Raw genomic sequence first — 19,931 nt, forward strand, 5'->3', positions numbered from 1 at the left:
ATGGGCCCCCAAACCGGAAAGATCATCTGCGCCGGGCTCGGCCCCGGCGATCCCGACCTGATCTCGGTCCGCGCCGACCGGGCCATCCGCGGCGCGCGGCAGATCGCCTATTTCCGCAAGAAGGGCCGCGCCGGCCAGGCCCGCCGCATCGTGGCCGAACTGCTGGCCCAGGACGTGATCGAACATGCGATGGAATATCCGGTCACGACCGAGATCCCCTTCGACAGCCCGGAATACAATCGCCTGCTCTCGGCCTTCTACGACGACTGGACCGCGCGGCTGGCGCGGCTGGCCACCGACAGCGACGTGGTGGTGCTGTGCGAGGGCGACCCGCTGTTCTACGGCTCGTTCATGCATCTGCACGCGCGGCTGCAAGGCATCGTCCCGGTCGAGATCATCCCCGGCATTCCCGGCATGACCGGCTGCTGGAACGCCATCGGCCAGCCGATGACCTGGGGCGACGACGCCATGACCGTGCTGATGGGCACCCTGCCCGAGGCCGAGCTGGCCCGCCACATGCGCGCCGCCGACGCGGTGGTGGTGATGAAGACCGGCCGCAACCTGCCCAAGATCGCCCGCGCGCTGGCCTCGGCCGGGCGCATGGCCGACGCCTGGCTGGTCGAGCGCGGCACCATGCCCAGCCAGCGCGTGACCCCCCTGGCGCAGGCCGACCTGGAGGCCTGCCCCTATTTCGCCACCGTGCTGGTGCATGGCAACGGCCGCCGGCCGCTGTCCGATTCTGCCGCGGATGCCGCCGAATGACGGGCTGGGTCGCGGTGGCGGGCCTCGGGCCGGGCGCGGATGCGCTGGTCACGCCCGAGGTCCGGGCGGCGCTGGCCGAGGCCACCGATGTCGTGGGCTACATCCCCTATGTCGCCCGCGTCGCCCCGCGCGACGGGCTGGCGCTGCACCCCTCGGACAACCGGGTCGAGCTGGACCGCGCCCGCCTCGCGCTGGACCTGGCGGCGGACGGCAAGCGGGTCGTGGTGGTCTCCTCGGGCGATCCGGGGGTCTTCGCCATGGCCTCGGCGCTGTTCGAGGCGCTGGAGGGGCGTGGCAAGGCCCCCGATATCCGCATCCTGCCCGGCATCACCGCCATGCTGGCCGCCGCCGCCCGGATCGGCGCGCCGCTGGGGCATGATTTCTGCGCCATCAACCTGTCGGACAATCTGAAACCCTGGCCGCTGATCGAAAAGCGCCTGCGCCTGGCGGCCGAGGCGGATTTCGCCATGGCCTTCTACAACCCGCGTTCGAAATCCCGGCCCGAGGGTTTCGCCCGCGCCCTGCAGATCCTGCGCGAATGCTGCGGCCCCGACCGGCTGATCTCATTCGCCCGCGCCGTCTCGACCCCGGACGAGGCGATCCGCACCGTCACCCTGGCCGATGCGCGGCCCGAGATGGCCGACATGCGCAGCGTCATCATCCTGGGCAACAGCGCCACGCGGCGGGTGGGCAAATGGGTCTATACCCCGCGATCCGCGCCATGAAGCCAAGCCATGACCTCGGCCGGCGTGGCGACGACGCGGCGCAGCGGCAGCACGGGCCGGTCGATCATCACCACCGGCAGGCCAAGGGCGCGCGCGGCGGCCAGCTTGGCCTGGGCTGCCTGGCCCCCGGCATTCTTGGCGACGACATGGGCGATGGCGTGCCGCCGCATCAGCGCCATGTCGCCCGCGACGGTGAAGGGCCCGCGCGAGACGATCAGCGTGGCATCGCGCAGGGGATGCGCCGCCACCTCGGCGAAACGCAGCATCCAGACATGGTTCAGCCCCACGAAAGGTTGCAGGTTCTGCCGGCCGATGGCCAGGAACACCGCAGAACCGTCGCCCGGCAGCGCGCGGGCAGCCGCCTGGTAATCGGCGACGCGGGTCCAGCGATCGCCCGGCTCTGCGGCCCATGGCGGCCGCTCCAGCGCGATCAGCGCCGTGCCGGTGGCGCAGCAGGCGGCGACGGCATTGCGGCTCATGCCCTCGGCAAAGGGGTGGGTGGCGTCGATGACATGGCTGATTCGCTCGGCCCGCAGGTAGTCGGCCAGCCCTTCGGGGCCGCCGAAGCCGCCGATGCGCGTGGGCAAGGGCTGCGCCACCGGCTTCCTGGTGCGGCCGGCATAGGAATAGACCGCGTCCATCCCGGCCTCGGCCAGCGCATGGGCCATGGCCCCCGCCTCGGTGGTGCCGCCCAGCAAAAGGATGCGCATCATGCCTGATCCCTGGCTTTCCATCATCGGTATCGGCGAAGATGGACCGGCCGGTCTACCGCCTGCAAGCCGCGATGCGCTGGATCGGGCGGAAATCGTCTTCGGCGCTCCCCGGCACCTGGAACTAGCGGGCATCGCGGGGCCGCGGGGCCGGGAATGGCCGGTGCCCTTCGGCCTGGAGCCGCTGCTGGCCCTGCGCGGGCGGGCGGTGGCGGCGCTGGTCTCGGGCGATCCGTTCTGGCACGGCGCCGGCGGCAGCATCGCCGCCGTTCTGCAAGCGGGCGAATGGCGGGCCTTTCCCGCGCCCGGCACGTTTTCGCTGGCCGCCGCAAGGCTGGGCTGGCGGCTGGAGGAGATCGCCTGCCTGGGCCTGCATGCCGCGCCCCTTGCCCGGCTGCGCCCGGTGATGGCGCGCGGCGCGCGGGCGATCTGCCTCTTGCGCGACGGCGGCGCCCCGGCCGCCCTGGCGGAGTGGCTGGTGGCGCAGGGACTGGGCGCGACCCGCATGGTGGTGCTGGAGGCGCTTGGCGGCCCGCGCGAGCGCATCCGCGCTGCGCGGGCACAGGGCTTCGCGCTGGACTGCGCAGCCCCGGTGGCGGTGGCGCTGGATGGCGCGGACCTGCCGCCGGGCGCGGGCCCGCCGCGCGGCTTCGGCCTGCCCGACGACAGCTTCGCCCATGACGGCCAGATCACCCGCCGCGCCATCCGGGCGATGACGCTGGCGGCGCTGGGGCCGCGGGGGGGCGAGATGCTGTGGGACATCGGCGGCGGCTCGGGCTCGGTCAGCGTCGAATGGTGCCTGAACGGCGGCCATGCCGTGACCATCGAGCCCCGCGCCGACCGCATCGCCAATATCGCCGCGAATATCGAGGCGTTCGGGCTGGCCGGCCGGATGCGCGCCGTCCATGGCACCGCACCCGAGGCGCTGGCCGGCCTGCCGCCGCCCGACGCAATCTTCATCGGCGGCGGCGCTTCGGCCACGCTGATCGACGCCCTGCCCCCGGCCCGGCTGGCGGTGAACGCGGTGACGCTGGAGACCGAGGCGCTGCTGATCGCGCTCCACGCCGCGCGCGGCGGCAGCCTGACCCGCATCGCGCTGGAGGAGGCCGCGCCGCTGGGCCGGATGCGCGGCTGGACCCCGGCGCGCAGCGTCACGCAATGGAGCTGGCCATGAGGGTCGCGGGCATCGGCTTTCGCCGGGCGGCAAGCCTCGCCTCGCTGGCCGACGCGCTGGCCCGCGCCGGTTCGGCGGATGCGCTGGCGACCAGCCCGGCCAAGGCGGATGCGCCGGTGATGCGGGCGCTGGCCGCCCGGACCGGCCTGCCGCTGATCGCCGTCGAGGTCGCCGGCATCGCCACCCCCACCCGATCGCCGCGCATCCTGGCGCGCCACGGCACCGGCTCGCTGGCCGAGGCCGCCGCCTTGGCCGCCCTCGGCCCCGGCGCGCGCATCACCGCGCCGCGCGTCATCTCGCAAGACGGCATGGCCACCGCCGCCATCGCAGAAGGAGACCCCGCATGACCGTCCATTTCATCGGCGCCGGCCCCGGTGCGGCCGACCTGATCACCCTGCGCGGCCGCGACCTGATCGCCGCCTCGCCGGTCTGCCTCTATGCCGGCTCGCTGGTGCCCCAGGCGCTGCTGAGCCATTGCCCGCCCGGCGCGCGGATCGTGAACACCGCGCCGATGGACCTGGACCAGATCATCGCCGAGATCGCCGCCGCGCATCAGGCCGGCCAGGACGTGGCGCGGCTGCATTCGGGCGACCTGTCGGTCTGGTCGGCCATGGGCGAGCAGTTGCGGCGCCTGCGCGATCTGGGCATCCCCTATGACGTGACGCCGGGCGTGCCGTCCTTTGCCGCCGCCGCCGCGGCGCTGGGGGCGGAGCTGACCCTGCCGGGCATCGCGCAATCGGTGGTGCTGACCCGGACCTCGGGCCGCGCCTCCTCGATGCCCGAGGGCGAGACCTTGGCCAATTTCGCCGCCACCGGCGCCACGCTGGCCATCCACCTGTCGGTGCATGTGCTGGACCGCGTGCAGGCGGAGCTGGTGCCGCATTACGGCGAGGATTGCCCGGTCGCGGTGGTGTTCCGCGCCAGCTGGCCCGACCAGCGCATCATTCGCGCCACGCTGGCCACGCTGGACCCCGGCATCGGCGCGGGCGAGCGCACGGCGCTGATCCTGGTCGGCCCGGCACTGGCGGCCGAGGGCTTCGACGAAAGCCGCCTCTATGCCGGCGATTACGACCGCCGCTTCCGCCCCGTCGGCACCGCACCGCGGTTTCCCGAATGAAGGGGCTGGTCATCAGCGCCCCCGCCTCGGGCAGCGGCAAGACCACGGTCACGCTGGGGCTGATCGCGGCCTTGCGGGCGCGCGGTCTGGTGGTGCAGCCCTTCAAGAGCGGGCCGGACTATATCGACCCCGCCTTTCACCGCGCCGCGGCGGGACGCGAATCCTATAACCTCGACAGCTGGGCCATGGACCGGGCGCAGATCGCGCATCTGATCGGCACGGCCGCGGACGCCGATATCGCGCTGGCCGAGGGCTCGATGGGGCTGTTCGACGGCGTGGCGCGCGCCGGCGGCTGCGGCAACGGCGCCAGCGCCGACATCGCCGCGCTGACCGGCTGGCCGGTGCTGCTGGTCATGGATTGCAAGGGCCAGGCGCAATCCGCCGGTGCCGTGGCGCTGGGATTCCGCGAGATGCGCCGCGACGTGCCTCTGGCCGGCGTGGTGCTGAACCGCGTCGCCTCGCCCCGCCACGAAGCCTTGATGCGGCACGCGCTGGACCAGCTTTCGATCCCGGTGCTGGGCGTGCTGCCGCGCGAGGCCGGGATCGAACTGCCCGAGCGGCACCTGGGCCTGGTCCAGGCACAGGAGCACGCCGCGCTGGAGGCGCTGCTGACGGCGGCGGGCGAGGCGGCGGCGCGGCACCTGGACCTTGACGCCATCGTCGCTGCCGCCGCGGGCGGGATCGCGGCGGAACCCTTTCGCCCGCTGCCGCCGCCGGCCGAGCGCATCGCGCTGGCGCAGGATGACGCCTTTTCCTTTGTCTATCCGCATCTCATTGCCGGCTGGCGGGCGGCGGGGGCCACGCTCCTGCCGTTTTCGCCGCTGGCCGATCAGGCGCCGGACAACAGCGCCGGGGCCTGCTGGCTGCCCGGCGGCTATCCCGAACTGCATGCGGGCCGGCTGGCCGCGGCCGGCCGCTTCCGCGACGGGCTGCGGCGCTTTGCGGAAACGCGGCCGGTGCATGGCGAATGCGGCGGCTACATGGCCATGGGCGCCGGGCTGGTCGATGCCCAGGGCACACGGCATCAGATGGCCGGGCTGCTGGGGCTGGAGACCAGCTACGCGCAGCGCCGGATGCACCTGGGCTATCGCCGGGCCGAGCCCCTGACCGGGCTTTATCGCCAGCCGCTGGCCGGGCACGAGTTCCACTATGCCACCATCCTGGCCCAGCCCGACGAACCGCTGGCCCGCGTCGCCGACGCCAATGGCGATGCGGTGCCCGAGACCGGCTCGTGCCGCGGCCAGGCCACCGGCAGCTTCTTCCACCTGATCGGAGCGGCGCCATGATCGAGCTTGCGCTGATCGGCATCGGCACCGGCAGCCCCGGCCACCTGACGCGCGAGGCCATCGCCGCCATGGCCGATGCCGACCTGATCCTGATCCCCTCGAAAGGCGGGGACAAGGCCGACCTGGCCGAGCTGCGCCGCGCGCTTTGCCGGCAGGTTCTGGCCAGCCCGCCGCCGCTGGCGGTGTTCGACATGCCCACGCGCGACGTCTCGGACGGCTACCGCCAGGGCGTCGAGGCCTGGCACGACGCCATCGCCGCCCGCTGGGAACAGGTGATCCGCGCCCATGGCGCCATCCGCCCGGCGCTGCTGGTCTGGGGCGACCCCTCGCTTTACGACAGCACGCTGCGCATCGCGGAACGGGTGGCGCGGCGCCTGCCGCTGAACCTGCGGGTGATCCCCGGCATCACCGCCATCCAGGCGCTTTGCGCCGCCCATGCCATACCGCTGAACGCGGTAGCGGCGCCGGTGCTGATCACCACCGGCCGGCAGATCCGCGACCATGGCTGGCCCGAGACGGTGGACCGGCTGGTGGTCATGCTGGACGGCGAATGCTCGTTCCAAAACCTGGACGCCCAGGGGCTGCATATCTGGTGGGGTGCCTTCCTGGGCATGCGCGAGCAGATCCTGATCCGCGGACCGCTGCCCGAGGTCGCCGGGCGCATCCTGGAGACCCGCGCGCGGGCACGGGCCGAGCATGGCTGGATCATGGACATCTATCTGCTGGACCGATGCCGGTCACGCTGACCCTGCCGCCGGGCCCCGAGGCCGACGCGCTGGCCGATGCCCTGGCCGACACGCTGCGCAGGCTTGGCCCGGACATCGCCCTGCGCCGCGCCGCCCTGCACGCCCGCGACGCCCGGCCGGTGCTGATGGCCCTGCAGGCGCCGGGGCGCGGCGCCTATCTGTTCCACGGCCTGCGCCCCGCGGATGCCGGCGACATCGCGGCCACGATCCGCGCCTATCTGGCGGCGGCGGATGGCTGGATCACGGACGCCCGGCCCTGCGGCCGGCTGCGCCTTTGCCTGAAGCTGCGCATCCCGGCAGGCTGAAAAGCCGCCGCCCATGCCCACGCGGAGGGAGGAGACGCGGCATGGACGGCGGTCGCTCATGAAGCACCCCGTGCGGCGCGGGGTAACGGGATACTGCCCCGTCCAGTTCAGATTGCACCCACGGCGCGGCCGGGCGCAAGCCCCGCAGCACCGCGCAACCGGGATAGGGGCGGCTTTGCCCAAATCCTGACCATCGCGGCGGGCCGGCGGTGAAAAAACCACGGTTCGGCGAACGGTAAACCCCGCCCGGCCATGGGTTTCCACGAAAATGGCATCGGCGCATGCGTTGGCAGGCGCAGCAGGCTGTGCAACTCTGACGCGGCGCGAACCCGATTGCAGCCCTATGCCACAAGAAAGGAACGACGACATGCGCCTGATTCTCACTGCCGCCGCCCTTGCTGCGGTTCCGCTGGCCAGCCTGGCCCAGGACGATCCGGTCACGCAAGCCATCGAGGCCCGGCACGGCTTCTATCAGATGCTGGCCATCAACATGGGCACGCTTTCGGGCATGGCCAAGGGCGAGCTAGCCTATGACGAGGCCGCGGCCAGCCGCGCCGCCGCCAATATCGAGGCGCTGACACAATACGACCTGCCCAGCCTGTTCGTCGAGGGCAGCAGTTCGGCCGAGGCCCAGGACAGCGCGGCCAAGCCCGACATCTGGTCCAATCCCGAGGATTTCCGCACGAAATTCGCCGGGCTGGGCGAGGCGGCGACCGGCGCCTCGGATGCGGTCAAGGGCGGCGCCGGAGAGGTCGGTGCCGTGGTGCAGAAACTGGGCGGCGCCTGCAAGGCCTGTCACGACAATTACCGCGAAAAGAGCTGATGAAAGGCCCGGTGCGCGAGGTCCGGCTATGGGATCCGCTGCTGCGCGGGTTCCATTGGCTGCTGGCCTTTTTCGTCATCGCGGCCTGGTGCCTGGGCCAGTTCGGCCCGGCCAAGATGACGCTGCATTTCTGGTGCGGCTATGTCGTGGCGGGCCTGCTGGTCTTTCGCCTGGTCTGGGGCTTCGTCGGTCCCGCCCCGGCGCGGTTCTCGCATTTCATCCGGGGACCGGGGGCCATCGCCGGCTATATGCGCGGCCTGCTGCTGCGCGAGCCCAGCTATTGGCCCGGCCACAACCCGCTGGGCGCGCTGTCGGTGCTCGCCATGCTGGCGGTGCTGGCGGCGCAGGTCAGCAGCGGGCTGATCTCGGATCCCGACGACTATATCAATGTCGGCCCGCTGGCCTCCTATGTCAGCGGCACGACGCGCTCCAAGGCGGTGGGCTGGCACAACCTGGGCGCCAATCTGGTTCTGGTCCTGGTGCTGCTGCATGTCGCGGTGATCCTGTTCTATCGCTACTGGAAACGCGAGGATCTGGTGCGGCCGATGATTACCGGCCGCAAACAGGTTCGTGAGGAATAGGCGGCGGAATTGATCGAATCGCCCGCGCATGTCAGGCTGGGGCATGCCGGGCCCGTGCCCTGGCCTGTCCGGCATGCCTGAACCGCACGAAGGAGCCGATGATGATCAGCAAGACCGTCGCCCTCGCGCTGGCTTTCTCGATGGCCGCCATTCCCGCGCTTGCAGACTGCCCCGGCCACAAGAAGGTCTCCAGCGACCAAACGGCGGCGACCACGCCGACCGAAAGCCCGGCCCCCGCGCCGAGCGTGAACAGCTAGCGAAAAGGGCGGGACCAGACCCGCCCTTTCTCAGTTGAACCTGTTGTCGCGCGGAAAGCCGCGCGGCGCCATGTAGCCTGCGCCCGCCCGCTTGCCGAGCCAAGCGGCAAGGTCGGGTTCGCTGCGCGTCCGGCCGCCGGTTTCCTGCCAGCGCAGCCCCTCGGCCAGGGTGATGCAGATCGCATCGGACAGGCCGCCATCCTTGTATTTCTGCAGCCGCACGCCCTTGCCGCGCGCCATTTCCGGCAGTTCCGACAGCGGGAAGACCAAGAGCTTGCGGTTCTGGCCGACCACCGCCACGTGGTCGCCGGTCACGCGCCGGCACAGCGCCGCCGCGCCGTTCAGCACCTGCTTGCCGGCGCGGGTCTGCGCCAGGATGTCGGTCGCGGCGACGATGAACCCGTCCCCGGCCTTCGAGGCGACCAGGTAACGCTCGCCCTCGCGCCAGGGAAAGAGGTCGATCACCGCGGCATCGTTGGGCAGGTCGATCATCAGCCGCAAGGGCTCGCCCATGCCGCGCCCGCCGGGCAGGCTGTTCGCCGGCAGGGTGTAGAAGCGGCCATTGGCGGCAAAGACCATCAGCTTGTCGGTGGTCTCGGCATGGATCGCCATGAAGGGACCGTCCCCATCCTTGAACTTGACCTCGGCGTCCAGCGGCTGATGGCCCTTCATGGCGCGGATCCAGCCCATCTTCGACAGGATGACGGTGATCGGCTCGCGCTCGATCATCGCATCCATGTCGATCTCGGCCACCTCGCCAGCCTCGCCGATCTCGGTTCGGCGCTGGCCGCCGGGGGCGGACTTGCCGAACTTGGCCCGCGTTTCGCGCAGCTCCTCGGCGATCCTGGCCCATTGCGCGCCCTCGTCGGCCAGCATGGCCGCCAGGCCCTCGCGCTCGCGGGTCAGGTTCTCGTGCTCGGCGCGCAGCTCCATTTCCTCGAGCCGGCGCAGCGCGCGCAGGCGCATGTTCAGGATCGCCTCGACCTGCACCTCGGACAGCCTGAATTCGGCGATCATCACCGCCTTCGGATCGTCCTCGTGCCGGATGATCTCGATCACCCGGTCGAGGTTCAGGAAGGCGATCATGTAGCCTTCGAGCACCTCCAACCGCGCCGCGATCTTGTCCAGCCGGTGATTCGAGCGCCGCACCAGCACCTCGCGCCGGTGGTCGAGGAAGGCGCGCAGCACCTCTTTCAGCGAGCAGACCTTGGGCACGCGGCCGTCGATCAGCACGTTCATGTTCAACCCGAATCGCACCTCCAGGTCGCTGACCCGGAACAGCGCCGCCATCAGCTGTTCGGGGTCCACGGCGCGGGTGCGCGGCTCCAGCACGATGCGGATGTCCTCGGCCGATTCGTCGCGGACATCGGCCAGGATCGGCACCTTCTTCAGCTGGATCACCTCGGCCAGCCGCTCGATCAGCTTGGATTTCTGCACCTGATAGGGGATCTCGGTGACGACCACCTGCCACTGGCCGCGGCCCAGATCCTCGACCGACCAGCGCGCCCGCAGCCGCAGGCTGCCGCGGCCGGTCCGGTAGGCCTCGGCGATAGTTTCGCGCGATTCGACCAGCACGCCGCCGGTCGGGAAATCCGGGCCGGGGATGATGCTGACCAGCGTGTCGTCGCGGGCATCCGGCGCCTTGATCAGATGCAGGCAGGCGTCGATCACCTCGTGCAGGTTGTGCGGCGGCACGTTGGTCGCCATGCCCACCGCGATGCCCGAGGCGCCGTTGCACAGCAGGTTCGGAAAGGCGGCGGGCAGCACGATGGGCTCTTCCAGCGTGCCGTCGTAGTTGGGGCGGAAATCGACCGCGTCCTCGGCCAGCCCCTCCATCAGCGCCTCGGCAGCAGCGGTCAGGCGGGCCTCGGTATAGCGGCTGGCGGCGGGGTTGTCGCCGTCGATATTGCCGAAATTGCCCTGCCCGTCCACCAGCGGATAGCGCATGGCAAAGGGCTGGGCCAAGCGCGCCATCGCGTCATAGATCGCGGCATCGCCATGCGGGTGATAATTGCCCATCACGTCGCCGCTGATCTTGGCCGATTTGCGGAACGCGCCGCTGGGCGAAAGCCTGAGTTCGCGCATGGCGAACAGGATGCGGCGATGCACCGGCTTCAGCCCGTCGCGGGCATCGGGCAGCGCCCGGTTCATGATCGTCGACAGCGCATAGGTCAGGTAGCGCTCGCCGATGGCGCGCGACAGCGGCTCGGACGTGGTCTGATCCGCGCTGGGATCGGGCGGGGTCGGATCTGGAAGGTTCGGATCGTCGGACATGGCCGATTGAATAGGCCCGCGCGTCGCCCCGGTCCAGCCGGAAATGCGCGGCTTGCGCAAGGCCCGGCCTTGGCGCAAAACCGCCGGCAAGGAGGCGCGCATGAAGACCGTTCTGATCACCGGCTGTTCCTCGGGCATCGGGCTGGACGCGGCGCGCCACATGCGCGGGCGCGGCTGGCGCGTCATCGCCACCTGCCGCAAGCCCGAGGATATCGCGGCCCGCCGCGCCGAGGGCTTCGACACCCTGCCGCTGGAACTGGGTTGCGAGGACAGCGTGGCCCGCTGCGCCGAAGCCGCGCTGGCGCTGGGGCGCATCGACGCGCTGGTCAACAACGCCGCCTTCGCCATCCCCGGCGCCGCCGAGGACCTGCCGCGCGGCGCGCTCCGCGCGATCTTCGAGGCGAACCTGTTCGGCACCCATGACCTGACGCGCCGGCTGCTGCCGCATTTCCGCGCGCATGGCGGGCGGGTGGTCAACATCAGCTCGGTCCTGGGCCTGGTCGGCATCCCCTGGCGCGGCGCCTATGTGGCGACGAAATTCGCGCTGGAGGGGCTGACCGACGTGCTGCGCGTCGAGATGGCCGATACCGGGGTAAAATTCATCCTGATCGAGCCCGGCCCCATCGGCACGAAGATCCGGCTGAACTCGATCCCGCATTTCGAGGCTTGGATCGACTGGCAGTCGAGCCCGCGCGCCGAGCAATACCGCCGCACGCTGCTGAAACGCCTCTACGAACCGGCCGCGAAGAAGGACCGCTTCGAACTGCCGCCCGCGGCGGTCAGCGCCCGCATCGCCCAGGCGCTGGAAAGCCCGAGGCCCCGCCCGCGCTATTACGTCACCACGCCGACCCATGTCTCGGGCATCGGGCGACGGCTTCTTTCCACGCGCGCTCTGGACTGGTTCGCGCGCCGCAGCTAGGCTTCGCGCCGAAAGGGCCCGCCCATGCATGACAAACCGCTGTTCTACCTGCTCGCGATCTGCTGCCTTGCGGTGGTGGTGATCCTGGCCACCGGCATCGGCGGCTTCGCGCGCGGCGGCGAATTCAACCGCAAGCACGGCAACCGCATGATGCGCTGGCGCATCATCGCCCAGGCCATCGCCATCGCGGTCTTCCTGCTTTATCTCTGGCTCAGGAGCTAGCCGATGGTCGTCCTCAACAAGATCTACACCCGCACCGGCGACAAGGGCGAAACCGCGCTGTCCAATGGCGAGCGCGTGCCCAAGCATTCCCTGCGGGTCGAGGCTTACGGCACGGTGGACGAGCTCAACGCCACGCTGGGCCTTGCCCGCCTGCATGCCACGGGCGAGATCGCGGCGCGCATCGCGGTGATCCAGAACGACCTTTTCGACCTCGGCGCCGACCTGTCGCGCCCGCGCATGGACGAGGATGCCGAGGCGCCCTATCCGGTGCTGCGCATCATCGACGCCCAGGTCGAGCGGCTGGAATCCGAGATCGACGCGATGAATGCCGGGCTTTCGGCCCTGCGCAGCTTCATCCTGCCGGGCGGCTCGGCGCTATCGGCGCATCTGCACCTGGCGCGCACCGTGGCGCGGCGGGCCGAGCGCGCCGCCGTGGCGCTGGCGGCGACCGAGGATGCGAATCCCGCCGCGGTGAAATATCTCAACCGCCTGTCGGACTGGCTGTTCGTGGCGGGGCGCGTCGCCAATGAAAACGGCGCGCAGGATATCCTGTGGGTGCCAGGAGCCAGCCGTTAGCGACAACATGGCGGAATGGAAATGTTACGACGCGTTACGGTCGTTTTTTCCCTGTCATTGCCGCCGACGGCCCGCTAACAAACCCTCCGAACAGGTGACGCAACCAAAGGGGAGAGGCCGATGAAGATCCTCGTGCCAGTGAAGCGGGTGATCGACTACAACGTGAAGGCGCGGGTTCGCGCGGATGGCACGGGTGTCGATCTGGCGAATGTGAAGATGTCGATGAACCCGTTCGACGAGATCGCGGTGGAGGAGGCGATCCGTCTGAAGGAGGCCGGCCAGGCCGAGGAGATCATCGCCGTCAGCATCGGCGTGAAGCAGGCGGCCGAGACGCTGCGCACCGCGCTGGCGATGGGCGCCGACCGGGCCATTCTCGTCACCGCCGCCGATGACGTGCATCAGGACATCGAGCCCTTGGCGGTGGCGAAGATCCTGGCCAAGGTCGCCGAAGCCGAGGGCACCGAGCTGGTCATCGCCGGCAAGCAGGCCATCGACAACGACATGAACGCCACCGGCCAGATGCTGGCGGCGATCCTGGGCTGGGCGCAGGCCACCTTCGCCAGCAAGGTCGAGATCGAAGGGGCCAAGGCCAAGGTGACGCGCGAGGTCGACGGCGGCCTCCAGACCATCGCGGTGGCGCTGCCGGCGGTGGTCACCGCCGACCTGCGGCTGAACGAGCCGCGCTATGCGAGCCTGCCGAACATCATGAAGGCCAAGAAGAAGCCCTTGGAGGAAAAGACCGCCGGCGATTACGGCGTCGACGTCGCGCCGCGTCTCGAGGTGGTCTCGGTGCGCGAGCCCGAGGGCCGCAAGGCCGGCATCAAGGTCGGCTCGGTGGACGAGCTGCTGGGCAAGCTGAAAGAAGCGGGGGTGATCTGATGGCTGTTCTGCTGCTTGGGGAAGTGACGAACGGGGTGCTGAACCGCGACGCGACGGCGAAGGCGGTGCAGGCGGTCAAGGCGCTTGGCGATGTCACGGTGCTCTGCGCCGGCGCGCAGGCCAAGGCGGCGGCCGCGGAGGCGGCGACGATCGCCGGCGTCGCGAAGGTGCTGGTGGCCGAGGCGCCGCTCTACGGCCACCGCCTGGCCGAGCCGACCGCGGCGCTGATCCTGGGCCTGGCCGGCGATTACGACCACATCGCCGCGCCGGCGACCACGGACGCCAAGAACGTCATGCCGCGGGTTGCGGCGCTTCTCGACGTGATGGTGCTGTCGGATGTCTCGGCCATCCTCGACGCGAACACGTTCGAGCGGCCGATCTATGCCGGCAACGCCATCCAGGTGGTGCGCTCGAAGGACGCGAAGAAGGTCTTCACCATCCGCACCGCCAGCTTCGACGCGGCGGGGATCGGCGGCAACGCCCCGGTCACCGAGGCCGCGCTGGCCGCCGATCCCGGCCTGTCCTCCTGGGTGGCCGACGAGGTGGCCGAGAGCGACCGTCCCGAGCTGACCTCGGCGAAACGCGTGGTCTCGGGCGGCCGCGGCCTCGGCTCGAAGGAGAGCTTCGCGATCATCGAAGAGCTGGCCGACAAGCTCGGCGCCGCGGTGGGCGCCTCCCGCGCGGCGGTGGACAGCGGCTATGCCCCGAACGACTGGCAGGTCGGCCAGACCGGCAAGGTGGTCGCCCCGGAATTGTATGTCGCGGTGGGCATCTCGGGCGCCATCCAGCACCTGGCGGGGATGAAGGACAGCAAGGTGATCGTGGCGATCAACAAGGACGAGGAGGCGCCGATCTTCCAGATCGCCGATTACGGCCTGGTGGGCGACCTGTTCTCCGTGGTGCCCGAACTCACCGGCAAGCTCTGAGCGCTTTCACCGTTTCCGCAAATACCCCGGGGGAGCGCCCCCGCGGCCCCGTCGAGGGGCCACGGGGCCGCGGGGGGCAGAGCCCCCCACCGCCCGGAACATATCCCGAAAACCGCCCGGCCGGCCGCCGGGCGGTTTTTGCATTGAACGTCCGGCCCGCTTGCGCCTATCGTCCCGCCTGACCGACGAAAGGATGAGGTTCATGGCGATTCAATCGGTGGGCGTGATCGGCGCCGGGCAGATGGGCAACGGCATCGCGCATGTCTTTGCTCTGGCGGGTTATGACGTGCTGATGACCGACATCTCGCGCGAGGCGCTGGACAGGGCGCTGGCGCAGATCGACCACAACCTGGACCGCCAGGTCAGCCGCGGCAAGATCACCCCCGAGGACAAGGATGCGGCGATGAAGCGCATCGCCACCACGATGACCCTGGCGGACCTGGGCAGGACCGACCTGATCATCGAGGCCGCGACCGAGCGCGAAACCGTCAAGCAGGCAATCTTCGAGGATCTCCTGCCGCATCTGAAGCCCGAGACCATCCTGACCTCGAACACCTCGTCGATCTCGATTACCCGGCTGGCCAGCCGCACCGACCGTCCCGAGCGCTTCATGGGCTTCCATTTCATGAACCCGGTTCCGGTCATGCAGCTGGTCGAGTTGATCCGCGGCATCGCCACCAACGAGGAGACCTACAAGGCCCTGGTCGAGGTGGTCGAGAAGATCGGCAAGACCTCGGCCAGCGCCGAGGATTTCCCGGCCTTCATCGTCAACCGCATCCTGATGCCGATGATCAACGAAGCGGTCTATACGCTTTACGAGGGTGTCGGCTCGGTCAAGTCCATCGACCAGTCGATGAAGCTGGGCGCCAACCATCCGATGGGGCCGCTGGAACTGGCGGATTTCATCGGCCTGGACACCTGCCTTGCGATCATGAACGTGCTGCACGAGGGGCTGGCGGATACGAAATACCGCCCCTGCCCGCTCTTGGTGAAATATGTCGAGGCGGGCTGGCTGGGCCGCAAGACCGGGCGCGGCTTCTACGACTATTCCGGCGAGGAGCCGGTACCGACGCGGTAGAAGAGGGCTCTGCCTCCATGTTTGACCGCCCCCTGGACGCATGATGGGGGACAAAGGATTTGGGACCGCGTGGCTATTTTTCTACGTGGACTCAATACATTACAATGGAGAGCGCCAGAAGCCTTGATGCTTTTGGCACAATGAGAGGGGTTGCGCGGGGAAACCGGAACAATACGGTCAATAAAAATCAAAGGTTGCGGCGCTACGGATCATTGCAATGGGGTCGGGAGTGTCCTGAACTCTGTGTATCTGTCCCGTTCCATGGGGTTTCAGACACTCAGGCGGCGAAGCGCCCGTTGCACATTTTGGCGAACTGATTGCGGGCCGCAAACCATTCCCGAACGTTGCGGCCATCTTTCTCGAAATTGCGGATCGCGAGATGGATCAGCTTGGCCGCAGCCTCATCCGTCGGAAACGAGCCGCGTGTCTTGATGGATTTCCGGATCATGAGCTACTCCCCTGAAATCGGACAGTGACGGAAGCTACGATCTGACGTTTGCTGGTCTCCACGGACAAGGAGATTAGGAATGCGGAAGCGCAGGAACCATGACGCGGGCTTCAAGGCGCGCGTGGCGCTTGAGGCCGTGAAGGGCGAGCGCACTGTGTCTGAGCTGGCCGCCGAATACGGCGTGCATCCGACGATGATCCACCAGTGGAAGAAGGCGCTGCTCGACGGGGCTGCGGATATCTTCGAGCGCGGCGGCAGAAAGCCCGTTGCGGAAGTGGATGAGGAGACGGTCCGGTCGCTGCACGCCAAGATGTCAATCGGCGTTGAATGGTGCCCCCTTATCGGCGTCCAAAAGGGACCCCTCTGGCGATGTGGTGAGCAGGCCCGTGGCGGCGTAGCTTTTCAGCTGGCGCAGCCGACGCGGGCCTGCGTTTTGGAGGGCGGTCAGGCTCTTGTTTTGATGCGCCAGCTGTCGTTGCCGGTTTCGACGATGTCGCAGTGGTGGGTGAGACGATCGAGCAGCGCGGTGGTCATCTTCGCGTCTCCGAAGACGGTCGGCCACTCTCCGAATGCGAGGTTGGTGGTGACGATGACGGAAGTCTGCTCGTAGAGCTTGCTGATCAGATGGAACAACAACTGGCCGCCGGACTGCGCGAATGGCAGATATCCGAGTTCATCGAGAATGACGAAGTCGAGCCGCATGAGATGCTCGGCCAGCCGGCCGGCCCGCCCTGCACGGCCCTCGGCCTCCAGCCTGTTCACGAGGTCCACAACGTTGAAGAAGCGGCCGCGAGCGCCGTTGCGGATGACGGCGCGCGCGATCGCCACGGAGATATGGGTCTTGCCGGTCCCGGTGCCGCCGACCAGCACGACATTGCGCTGCTGGCTGAGGAATTCCCCGCTGGCCAGGTCGCGCACCAGCGTCTCGTTGATCGGCGTATCATCGAAGGTGAACTCCTCGATCTCCCGGGCATAGGGCAGCTTGGCGGTGGTGATCTGGTATTTGACCGAGCGCGCCTTCTTCTCGTTGATCTCGGCGGCCAGAAGATCTCCGACGATCTGGCGGGGTTCGTGCTGGCGGCGCACAGCCACCGCCATGAGTTCGTCGTAAGCGGCGCGCATGCCGTAGAGCTTCAGCTCGCCCATCGCTGCCATGATCTCTGCACGATCCATCAGCCGGCCCTCCGCAGCAGGTCATAGCGGGCACAGTCGGCCACCGGTTCATGGGTCAGGCGCAAGGCCGGAGAGGTGAGCAGCAAGGGTGGCGGCTCCGGGTCGCACCTGCGGGACAGGATGTTGAGGATCACATCGGCGGAGTGGACGCCCTGCGAGAGCGCTTCGGCGCAGGCCTTCTGCACGGCGGGAACTCCCTCCGTCAGCACGGCGCCGAGGATCTTCACCATCTGGCGGTCACCGTCCGAGGAGCCCTGCAGCTTGCGACGGATCTGCTCGAGGGCGCCGGGCAGAACCCAGTCCTTGAACGGTGCGCCATTGCGCAGCGCCCCGGGTTTGCGAAGCAGGACAGGCACATAGTGCCAGGGATTGTAGATTGTCCGGTCCCGCCCGAAGTGACGGGGATGGTCCCCGACCAGCCGCCCTTCCTGCCGGATCTCGATCCGTTCCGCATAGGCCCTGATCTCGACCGGCCGCCCGACAGCCGTTGCCGCGACAGAGTATTTGTTGTTGTCGAACCGCACGAGGCAGGTCTTCGATACCGCCGCAGGCAGCGAGTGGAAGCCGTCGAAGCGCCCGGCATAAGGGACGAGGTGCGGGCGTTCTTCCTGAAAGACTTCCCAGATGGTCTTGTCCGTCAACTCCGGATGCTTGCTGCTCCTGGCCGAGGCGATGCACTTGTCCAGCAGCCAGGCATTCAGTTCCTCGTAGCTCTTGACCCTGACCCGGGGTGAGAAGAACCGTTGGCGAACCGTGCCGACCTGGCTCTCCACCTGACCCTTCTCCCAGCCCGAGGCCGGGGTGCAGGCGACGGGCTCGACCAGATAGTGGCTGGCCATCTGCAGGAACCGACGATTGTAGAGGCGCTCCTTGCCGACAAAGATGGTCTCCACCGCCGTCTTCATGTTGTCGTAGATCCCGCGGGTGCAGGTGCCCTTGAAGAAGGCGAAAGCCCGATCATGGGCATCGAACACCATCTCCTGCGTCTCGCGCGGATAGGCCCGCACGAAGAACATCCGGCTGTGGCACAGGCGAACATGGGCCACCTTGATCGTGGTGGTCGCCCCATCGATCAGGACAACCTCGTGGCTCCAGTCGAACTGATAGGCTTCGCCGGGGGCAAAACTCAGCGGCACGAAGGCGGACGAGGCACCGGAGCTTTGAGTGCGCGCCCAGACCGAGGCGTAGCGGCGGACCGCATCATACCCGCCTTCATAGCCAAGGCCGCGCAGTTCCTCGTAGATCTGGATCAGCGTCAGGCGTTCCCGGCGCCCACGAGCCGCGTTGATCGCCAACAGCCGGCTCAGTTCCTCAAGCCAGGCGCCCAGCTTCGGGCGTGGCTGAACCGTCCGGGTGTAGGTGAACTCCGTTATCCCGGTGCGGATCACCTTGCGCACCACCTTCTTCGACAGCTTCAGGTCGCGGCAGATCGTCTTGATCCCCTTGCCCTCGGTAAAATGCAGCCGCCTGATTTTTGCGATTGTCTCCACGATCAGCATCCCGCGCTCGGCCTCCGATAATCCTCGGAAGCACAATGGACCCAACCCCCGGTCGGTGGGGTCCCTTTTGGACGCCGATCACCCCAGAAGCGGGGTCCTTATTCCACGCCGCTCAACACTGATGCTCGAGACCAACGACGAGTGGGCGGTTGCGCGGCGCTACATGAGCCTTGAAACGCTCGCCCGCGTCACCGACAATCCCAACATCAGGCTGCCAGCCGTGGCATCCTGATCAGCCCCTGACCTTTCCGAGGTCGGCGCTCCTACACCATCCCGTGGGACACTATCGCACCAGCGGCAGGCATATTTGGGGCGCCGCGTGACCAGCAACCGGAACTGTGCCGGCATTATTATCCAGCCACTCCGACACATCCGCGCCGATCTTCGTCATCTCGCCGGAACCACAGGGGCAAAGCGTGCCGGCAGGCTCGATGACGCGCTCGACCCGGGGCAGATGCCCACGGTTACGCTTGGGCCTGCGCGGCTCCTCACCACGCGCCCTTTGCATCGCCGCTTCGGCCTTTTCCTGTGCCTCCTCGGGCACACCTTGCACAAATTCGGCATCTTCCAGAGGAAGGTTGAACTGCTCGGGCGACAATTTTCCGGAGCGGGGGCCAAACTTTTTGCGCCGCGCCGCGCGCAGGATATCCTGCAGCCGCCGATTGGCCTCTTGCGTTGCTGCCAGCATCGCCTCGACCTCGGCGAGGCGGGCTTTCAGCAGGGCATTTTCATGTGCAAGATCCGCGGCATCCATGACAGGAAGTGAAGCACGGAACGCGCCTTTCCCGCAGTAAAAAAGGGGGTTCCGCTCGCTTTTCGACTATCCTGCCGCCAGCGGACACGGCACCCCCTCCGAGTGGACCAGCCGCCCACCGCTCGGGCCCTCGATCACCTCAAGCCGAAAGTTTCAACGCCTGTCGAGCCGTCCAAATGGACGCCCATTTTGCCGTCTCTCTTCAAATCCAGCATCTCCGCTGCGACCATGCGCGCATAATGCAGGCATCAGGCCAGAAATGGCACGACGCGATTGCCGCCGCGCTTACGCTGGTCGATGCAAATCAGGCAGACGACAGATGTCGTCCTGCAAGCCCTGCTCATGGCCGTCTGGCGGCGCAAGCCCAAGAACAAGGTGCTGATCCACTCGAACCAAGGAAGCCAGTTCACCAGCATGGATTGGGCTGCCTTCCTGCGTGCCCACAACCTGAAGCATTCGATGAGCCGCCGTGGCAACTGTCACGACAACGCCGTTACCGAGAGCTTCTTCAACCTGCTCAAACGGGAGCGGATCAGGCGCAAGACCTACCGGACCCGCGAAGAAGCCAGGCCGGACGTGTTCGATTACATCGAGATGTCCTACAACCCGAAGCGCAAGCATGCGCGGAACGGGATGCTGTCGCCCGCCCAGTTCGAACGGCGGCAGATGATGAAACGTGACGGCGTCTGAGAAACTC

22 protein-coding genes and 3 pseudogenes are annotated in these 19,931 nt (G+C 68.4%); 19 read left to right on the plus strand and 6 right to left on the minus strand.

The annotated features are described in order from the left end of the window. Together ACNKFW_RS10155 and cobJ are read left to right on the plus strand one after the other, a co-directional pair. Complete coding sequence (locus ACNKFW_RS10155) at window positions 1-762, plus strand: precorrin-2 C(20)-methyltransferase (RefSeq protein WP_024843057.1); 762 nt, start codon at window positions 1-3, stop codon at window positions 760-762. Beyond that, window positions 759-1,487 carry a precorrin-3B C(17)-methyltransferase gene (cobJ, locus tag ACNKFW_RS10160; protein WP_418024262.1) on the plus strand — a complete coding sequence of 243 codons (729 nt, stop codon included), beginning with the start codon at window positions 759-761 and terminating at the stop codon, window positions 1,485-1,487. The genes ACNKFW_RS10155 and cobJ overlap by 4 nt, the downstream gene beginning before the upstream one ends. On the opposite strand, the gene ACNKFW_RS10165 is transcribed toward cobJ, so the two are convergent. Next, window positions 1,463-2,197, minus strand: coding sequence for a cobalt-precorrin-6A reductase (locus ACNKFW_RS10165; protein WP_418024841.1), 735 nt, complete (start codon window positions 2,195-2,197; stop codon window positions 1,463-1,465). The two genes, cobJ and ACNKFW_RS10165, sit on opposite strands and share 25 nt — an antisense overlap. Window position 2,198: 1 nt before the next feature. Between ACNKFW_RS10165 and cbiE the strand changes: the two genes are divergently transcribed. The 9 genes from cbiE (at window position 2,199) to ACNKFW_RS10210 (ending at window position 8,486) form a co-directional block, all read left to right on the plus strand. Next, window positions 2,199-3,371, plus strand: a complete 1,173-nt coding sequence (gene cbiE, locus ACNKFW_RS10170; protein ID WP_418024264.1) for a precorrin-6y C5,15-methyltransferase (decarboxylating) subunit CbiE — start codon at window positions 2,199-2,201, stop codon at window positions 3,369-3,371. Beyond that, entirely contained in the window at window positions 3,368-3,718 is a 351-nt protein-coding gene (locus ACNKFW_RS10175) for a cobalamin biosynthesis protein (RefSeq protein ID WP_024843061.1), read from the plus strand. The genes cbiE and ACNKFW_RS10175 overlap by 4 nt, the downstream gene beginning before the upstream one ends. Continuing rightward, complete coding sequence (cobM, locus tag ACNKFW_RS10180; protein ID WP_418024266.1) at window positions 3,715-4,488, plus strand: precorrin-4 C(11)-methyltransferase; 774 nt, start codon at window positions 3,715-3,717, stop codon at window positions 4,486-4,488. Before ACNKFW_RS10175 ends, cobM begins: the two co-directional genes overlap by 4 nt. Next, window positions 4,485-5,774, plus strand: coding sequence for a cobyrinate a,c-diamide synthase (locus ACNKFW_RS10185; protein ID WP_418024268.1), 1,290 nt, complete (start codon window positions 4,485-4,487; stop codon window positions 5,772-5,774). Before cobM ends, ACNKFW_RS10185 begins: the two co-directional genes overlap by 4 nt. After that, complete coding sequence (gene cobF, locus ACNKFW_RS10190) at window positions 5,771-6,520, plus strand: precorrin-6A synthase (deacetylating) (RefSeq protein ID WP_024843064.1); 750 nt, start codon at window positions 5,771-5,773, stop codon at window positions 6,518-6,520. The genes ACNKFW_RS10185 and cobF overlap by 4 nt, the downstream gene beginning before the upstream one ends. Continuing rightward, a complete protein-coding gene (locus tag ACNKFW_RS10195; protein ID WP_024843065.1) occupies window positions 6,505-6,825 on the plus strand; it encodes a DUF1636 family protein in 321 nt (106 codons plus the stop codon). Before cobF ends, ACNKFW_RS10195 begins: the two co-directional genes overlap by 16 nt. A 367-nt stretch (window positions 6,826-7,192) precedes the next feature. Beyond that, a complete protein-coding gene (locus ACNKFW_RS10200) occupies window positions 7,193-7,648 on the plus strand; it encodes a c-type cytochrome (protein ID WP_024843066.1) in 456 nt (151 codons plus the stop codon). Beyond that, complete coding sequence (locus ACNKFW_RS10205) at window positions 7,648-8,229, plus strand: cytochrome b/b6 domain-containing protein (protein WP_024843067.1); 582 nt, start codon at window positions 7,648-7,650, stop codon at window positions 8,227-8,229. Before ACNKFW_RS10200 ends, ACNKFW_RS10205 begins: the two co-directional genes overlap by 1 nt. A 98-nt stretch (window positions 8,230-8,327) precedes the next feature. Further along, entirely contained in the window at window positions 8,328-8,486 is a 159-nt protein-coding gene (locus tag ACNKFW_RS10210; RefSeq protein ID WP_157034061.1) for a hypothetical protein, read from the plus strand. A gap of 30 nt (window positions 8,487-8,516) precedes the next feature. Here ACNKFW_RS10210 and parC read toward each other — a convergent pair whose 3' ends face one another. After that, entirely contained in the window at window positions 8,517-10,760 is a 2,244-nt protein-coding gene (parC, locus tag ACNKFW_RS10215; RefSeq protein ID WP_024843068.1) for a DNA topoisomerase IV subunit A, read from the minus strand. Window positions 10,761-10,860: 100 nt separating this feature from the next. Here parC and ACNKFW_RS10220 point away from each other — a divergent pair, with 100 nt between their 5' ends. The 6 genes from ACNKFW_RS10220 (at window position 10,861) to ACNKFW_RS10245 (ending at window position 15,360) form a co-directional block, all read left to right on the plus strand. Further along, entirely contained in the window at window positions 10,861-11,679 is an 819-nt protein-coding gene (locus tag ACNKFW_RS10220) for an SDR family NAD(P)-dependent oxidoreductase (protein WP_418024271.1), read from the plus strand. A gap of 24 nt (window positions 11,680-11,703) precedes the next feature. Then, window positions 11,704-11,901 (plus strand): twin transmembrane helix small protein, encoded by a 198-nt coding sequence (locus ACNKFW_RS10225; protein WP_418024273.1) that lies wholly within the window; start codon window positions 11,704-11,706, stop codon window positions 11,899-11,901. 3 nt (window positions 11,902-11,904) lie between these two features. Next, a complete protein-coding gene (locus tag ACNKFW_RS10230) occupies window positions 11,905-12,477 on the plus strand; it encodes a cob(I)yrinic acid a,c-diamide adenosyltransferase (protein ID WP_418024275.1) in 573 nt (190 codons plus the stop codon). A 120-nt stretch (window positions 12,478-12,597) separates the two neighbouring features. After that, a complete protein-coding gene (locus tag ACNKFW_RS10235) occupies window positions 12,598-13,356 on the plus strand; it encodes an electron transfer flavoprotein subunit beta/FixA family protein (RefSeq protein ID WP_123130335.1) in 759 nt (252 codons plus the stop codon). Continuing rightward, window positions 13,356-14,282, plus strand: a complete 927-nt coding sequence (locus ACNKFW_RS10240) for an electron transfer flavoprotein subunit alpha/FixB family protein (RefSeq protein ID WP_418024277.1) — start codon at window positions 13,356-13,358, stop codon at window positions 14,280-14,282. Before ACNKFW_RS10235 ends, ACNKFW_RS10240 begins: the two co-directional genes overlap by 1 nt. 202 nt (window positions 14,283-14,484) lie before the next feature. After that, entirely contained in the window at window positions 14,485-15,360 is an 876-nt protein-coding gene (locus ACNKFW_RS10245; protein ID WP_024846208.1) for a 3-hydroxybutyryl-CoA dehydrogenase, read from the plus strand. Between the two features lie 277 nt (window positions 15,361-15,637). Here ACNKFW_RS10245 and ACNKFW_RS10250 read toward each other — a convergent pair. Further along, a pseudogene (locus ACNKFW_RS10250) lies at window positions 15,638-15,808 on the minus strand (IS256 family transposase); the annotation flags it as partial. Between the two features lie 79 nt (window positions 15,809-15,887). On the opposite strand from ACNKFW_RS10250, the pseudogene ACNKFW_RS10255 reads away from it, so the two are divergent. Continuing rightward, window positions 15,888-15,983, plus strand: a pseudogene (locus ACNKFW_RS10255) (hypothetical protein); the annotation flags it as partial. Window positions 15,984-16,252: 269 nt separating this feature from the next. On the opposite strand, the gene istB reads toward ACNKFW_RS10255, so the two are convergent. The 3 genes from istB to ACNKFW_RS10270 form a co-directional block, all read right to left on the minus strand. Further along, window positions 16,253-16,981 carry an IS21-like element helper ATPase IstB gene (gene istB, locus ACNKFW_RS10260; RefSeq protein WP_062562743.1) on the minus strand — a complete coding sequence of 243 codons (729 nt, stop codon included), beginning with the start codon at window positions 16,979-16,981 and terminating at the stop codon, window positions 16,253-16,255. Continuing rightward, window positions 16,981-18,480 carry an IS21 family transposase gene (gene istA / locus ACNKFW_RS10265; protein WP_418024080.1) on the minus strand — a complete coding sequence of 500 codons (1,500 nt, stop codon included), beginning with the start codon at window positions 18,478-18,480 and terminating at the stop codon, window positions 16,981-16,983. Before istA ends, istB begins: the two co-directional genes overlap by 1 nt. A 283-nt stretch (window positions 18,481-18,763) precedes the next feature. Beyond that, entirely contained in the window at window positions 18,764-19,234 is a 471-nt protein-coding gene (locus ACNKFW_RS10270) for a transposase domain-containing protein (protein WP_418024279.1), read from the minus strand. 291 nt (window positions 19,235-19,525) lie between these two features. Between ACNKFW_RS10270 and ACNKFW_RS10275 the strand changes: the two are divergent. Beyond that, window positions 19,526-19,924: pseudogene (locus ACNKFW_RS10275) on the plus strand (IS3 family transposase); the annotation flags it as partial. Window positions 19,925-19,931 lie beyond the last annotated feature (7 nt).

The organism is Paracoccus sp. TD-10, assembly GCF_048270675.1.
In the GTDB taxonomy this organism is placed as follows: Bacteria; Pseudomonadota; Alphaproteobacteria; order Rhodobacterales; family Rhodobacteraceae; genus Paracoccus; species Paracoccus pantotrophus.

Coding starts and splice junctions, on each gene's coding strand:
- ACNKFW_RS10155 (WP_024843057.1), top strand. CDS start 1: ATGGGCCCCCAAACCGGAAAGATCATCTGCGCCGGGCTCGGCCCCGGC.
- cobJ (WP_418024262.1), top strand. CDS start 759: ATGACGGGCTGGGTCGCGGTGGCGGGCCTCGGGCCGGGCGCGGATGCG.
- ACNKFW_RS10165 (WP_418024841.1), bottom strand. CDS start 2,197: ATGCGCATCCTTTTGCTGGGCGGCACCACCGAGGCGGGGGCCATGGCC.
- cbiE (WP_418024264.1), top strand. CDS start 2,199: ATGCCTGATCCCTGGCTTTCCATCATCGGTATCGGCGAAGATGGACCG.
- ACNKFW_RS10175 (WP_024843061.1), top strand. CDS start 3,368: ATGAGGGTCGCGGGCATCGGCTTTCGCCGGGCGGCAAGCCTCGCCTCG.
- cobM (WP_418024266.1), top strand. CDS start 3,715: ATGACCGTCCATTTCATCGGCGCCGGCCCCGGTGCGGCCGACCTGATC.
- ACNKFW_RS10185 (WP_418024268.1), top strand. CDS start 4,485: ATGAAGGGGCTGGTCATCAGCGCCCCCGCCTCGGGCAGCGGCAAGACC.
- cobF (WP_024843064.1), top strand. CDS start 5,771: ATGATCGAGCTTGCGCTGATCGGCATCGGCACCGGCAGCCCCGGCCAC.
- ACNKFW_RS10195 (WP_024843065.1), top strand. CDS start 6,505: ATGCCGGTCACGCTGACCCTGCCGCCGGGCCCCGAGGCCGACGCGCTG.
- ACNKFW_RS10200 (WP_024843066.1), top strand. CDS start 7,193: ATGCGCCTGATTCTCACTGCCGCCGCCCTTGCTGCGGTTCCGCTGGCC.
- ACNKFW_RS10205 (WP_024843067.1), top strand. CDS start 7,648: ATGAAAGGCCCGGTGCGCGAGGTCCGGCTATGGGATCCGCTGCTGCGC.
- ACNKFW_RS10210 (WP_157034061.1), top strand. CDS start 8,328: ATGATGATCAGCAAGACCGTCGCCCTCGCGCTGGCTTTCTCGATGGCC.
- parC (WP_024843068.1), bottom strand. CDS start 10,760: ATGTCCGACGATCCGAACCTTCCAGATCCGACCCCGCCCGATCCCAGC.
- ACNKFW_RS10220 (WP_418024271.1), top strand. CDS start 10,861: ATGAAGACCGTTCTGATCACCGGCTGTTCCTCGGGCATCGGGCTGGAC.
- ACNKFW_RS10225 (WP_418024273.1), top strand. CDS start 11,704: ATGCATGACAAACCGCTGTTCTACCTGCTCGCGATCTGCTGCCTTGCG.
- ACNKFW_RS10230 (WP_418024275.1), top strand. CDS start 11,905: ATGGTCGTCCTCAACAAGATCTACACCCGCACCGGCGACAAGGGCGAA.
- ACNKFW_RS10235 (WP_123130335.1), top strand. CDS start 12,598: ATGAAGATCCTCGTGCCAGTGAAGCGGGTGATCGACTACAACGTGAAG.
- ACNKFW_RS10240 (WP_418024277.1), top strand. CDS start 13,356: ATGGCTGTTCTGCTGCTTGGGGAAGTGACGAACGGGGTGCTGAACCGC.
- ACNKFW_RS10245 (WP_024846208.1), top strand. CDS start 14,485: ATGGCGATTCAATCGGTGGGCGTGATCGGCGCCGGGCAGATGGGCAAC.
- istB (WP_062562743.1), bottom strand. CDS start 16,981: ATGGATCGTGCAGAGATCATGGCAGCGATGGGCGAGCTGAAGCTCTAC.
- istA (WP_418024080.1), bottom strand. CDS start 18,480: ATGCTGATCGTGGAGACAATCGCAAAAATCAGGCGGCTGCATTTTACC.
- ACNKFW_RS10270 (WP_418024279.1), bottom strand. CDS start 19,234: ATGGATGCCGCGGATCTTGCACATGAAAATGCCCTGCTGAAAGCCCGC.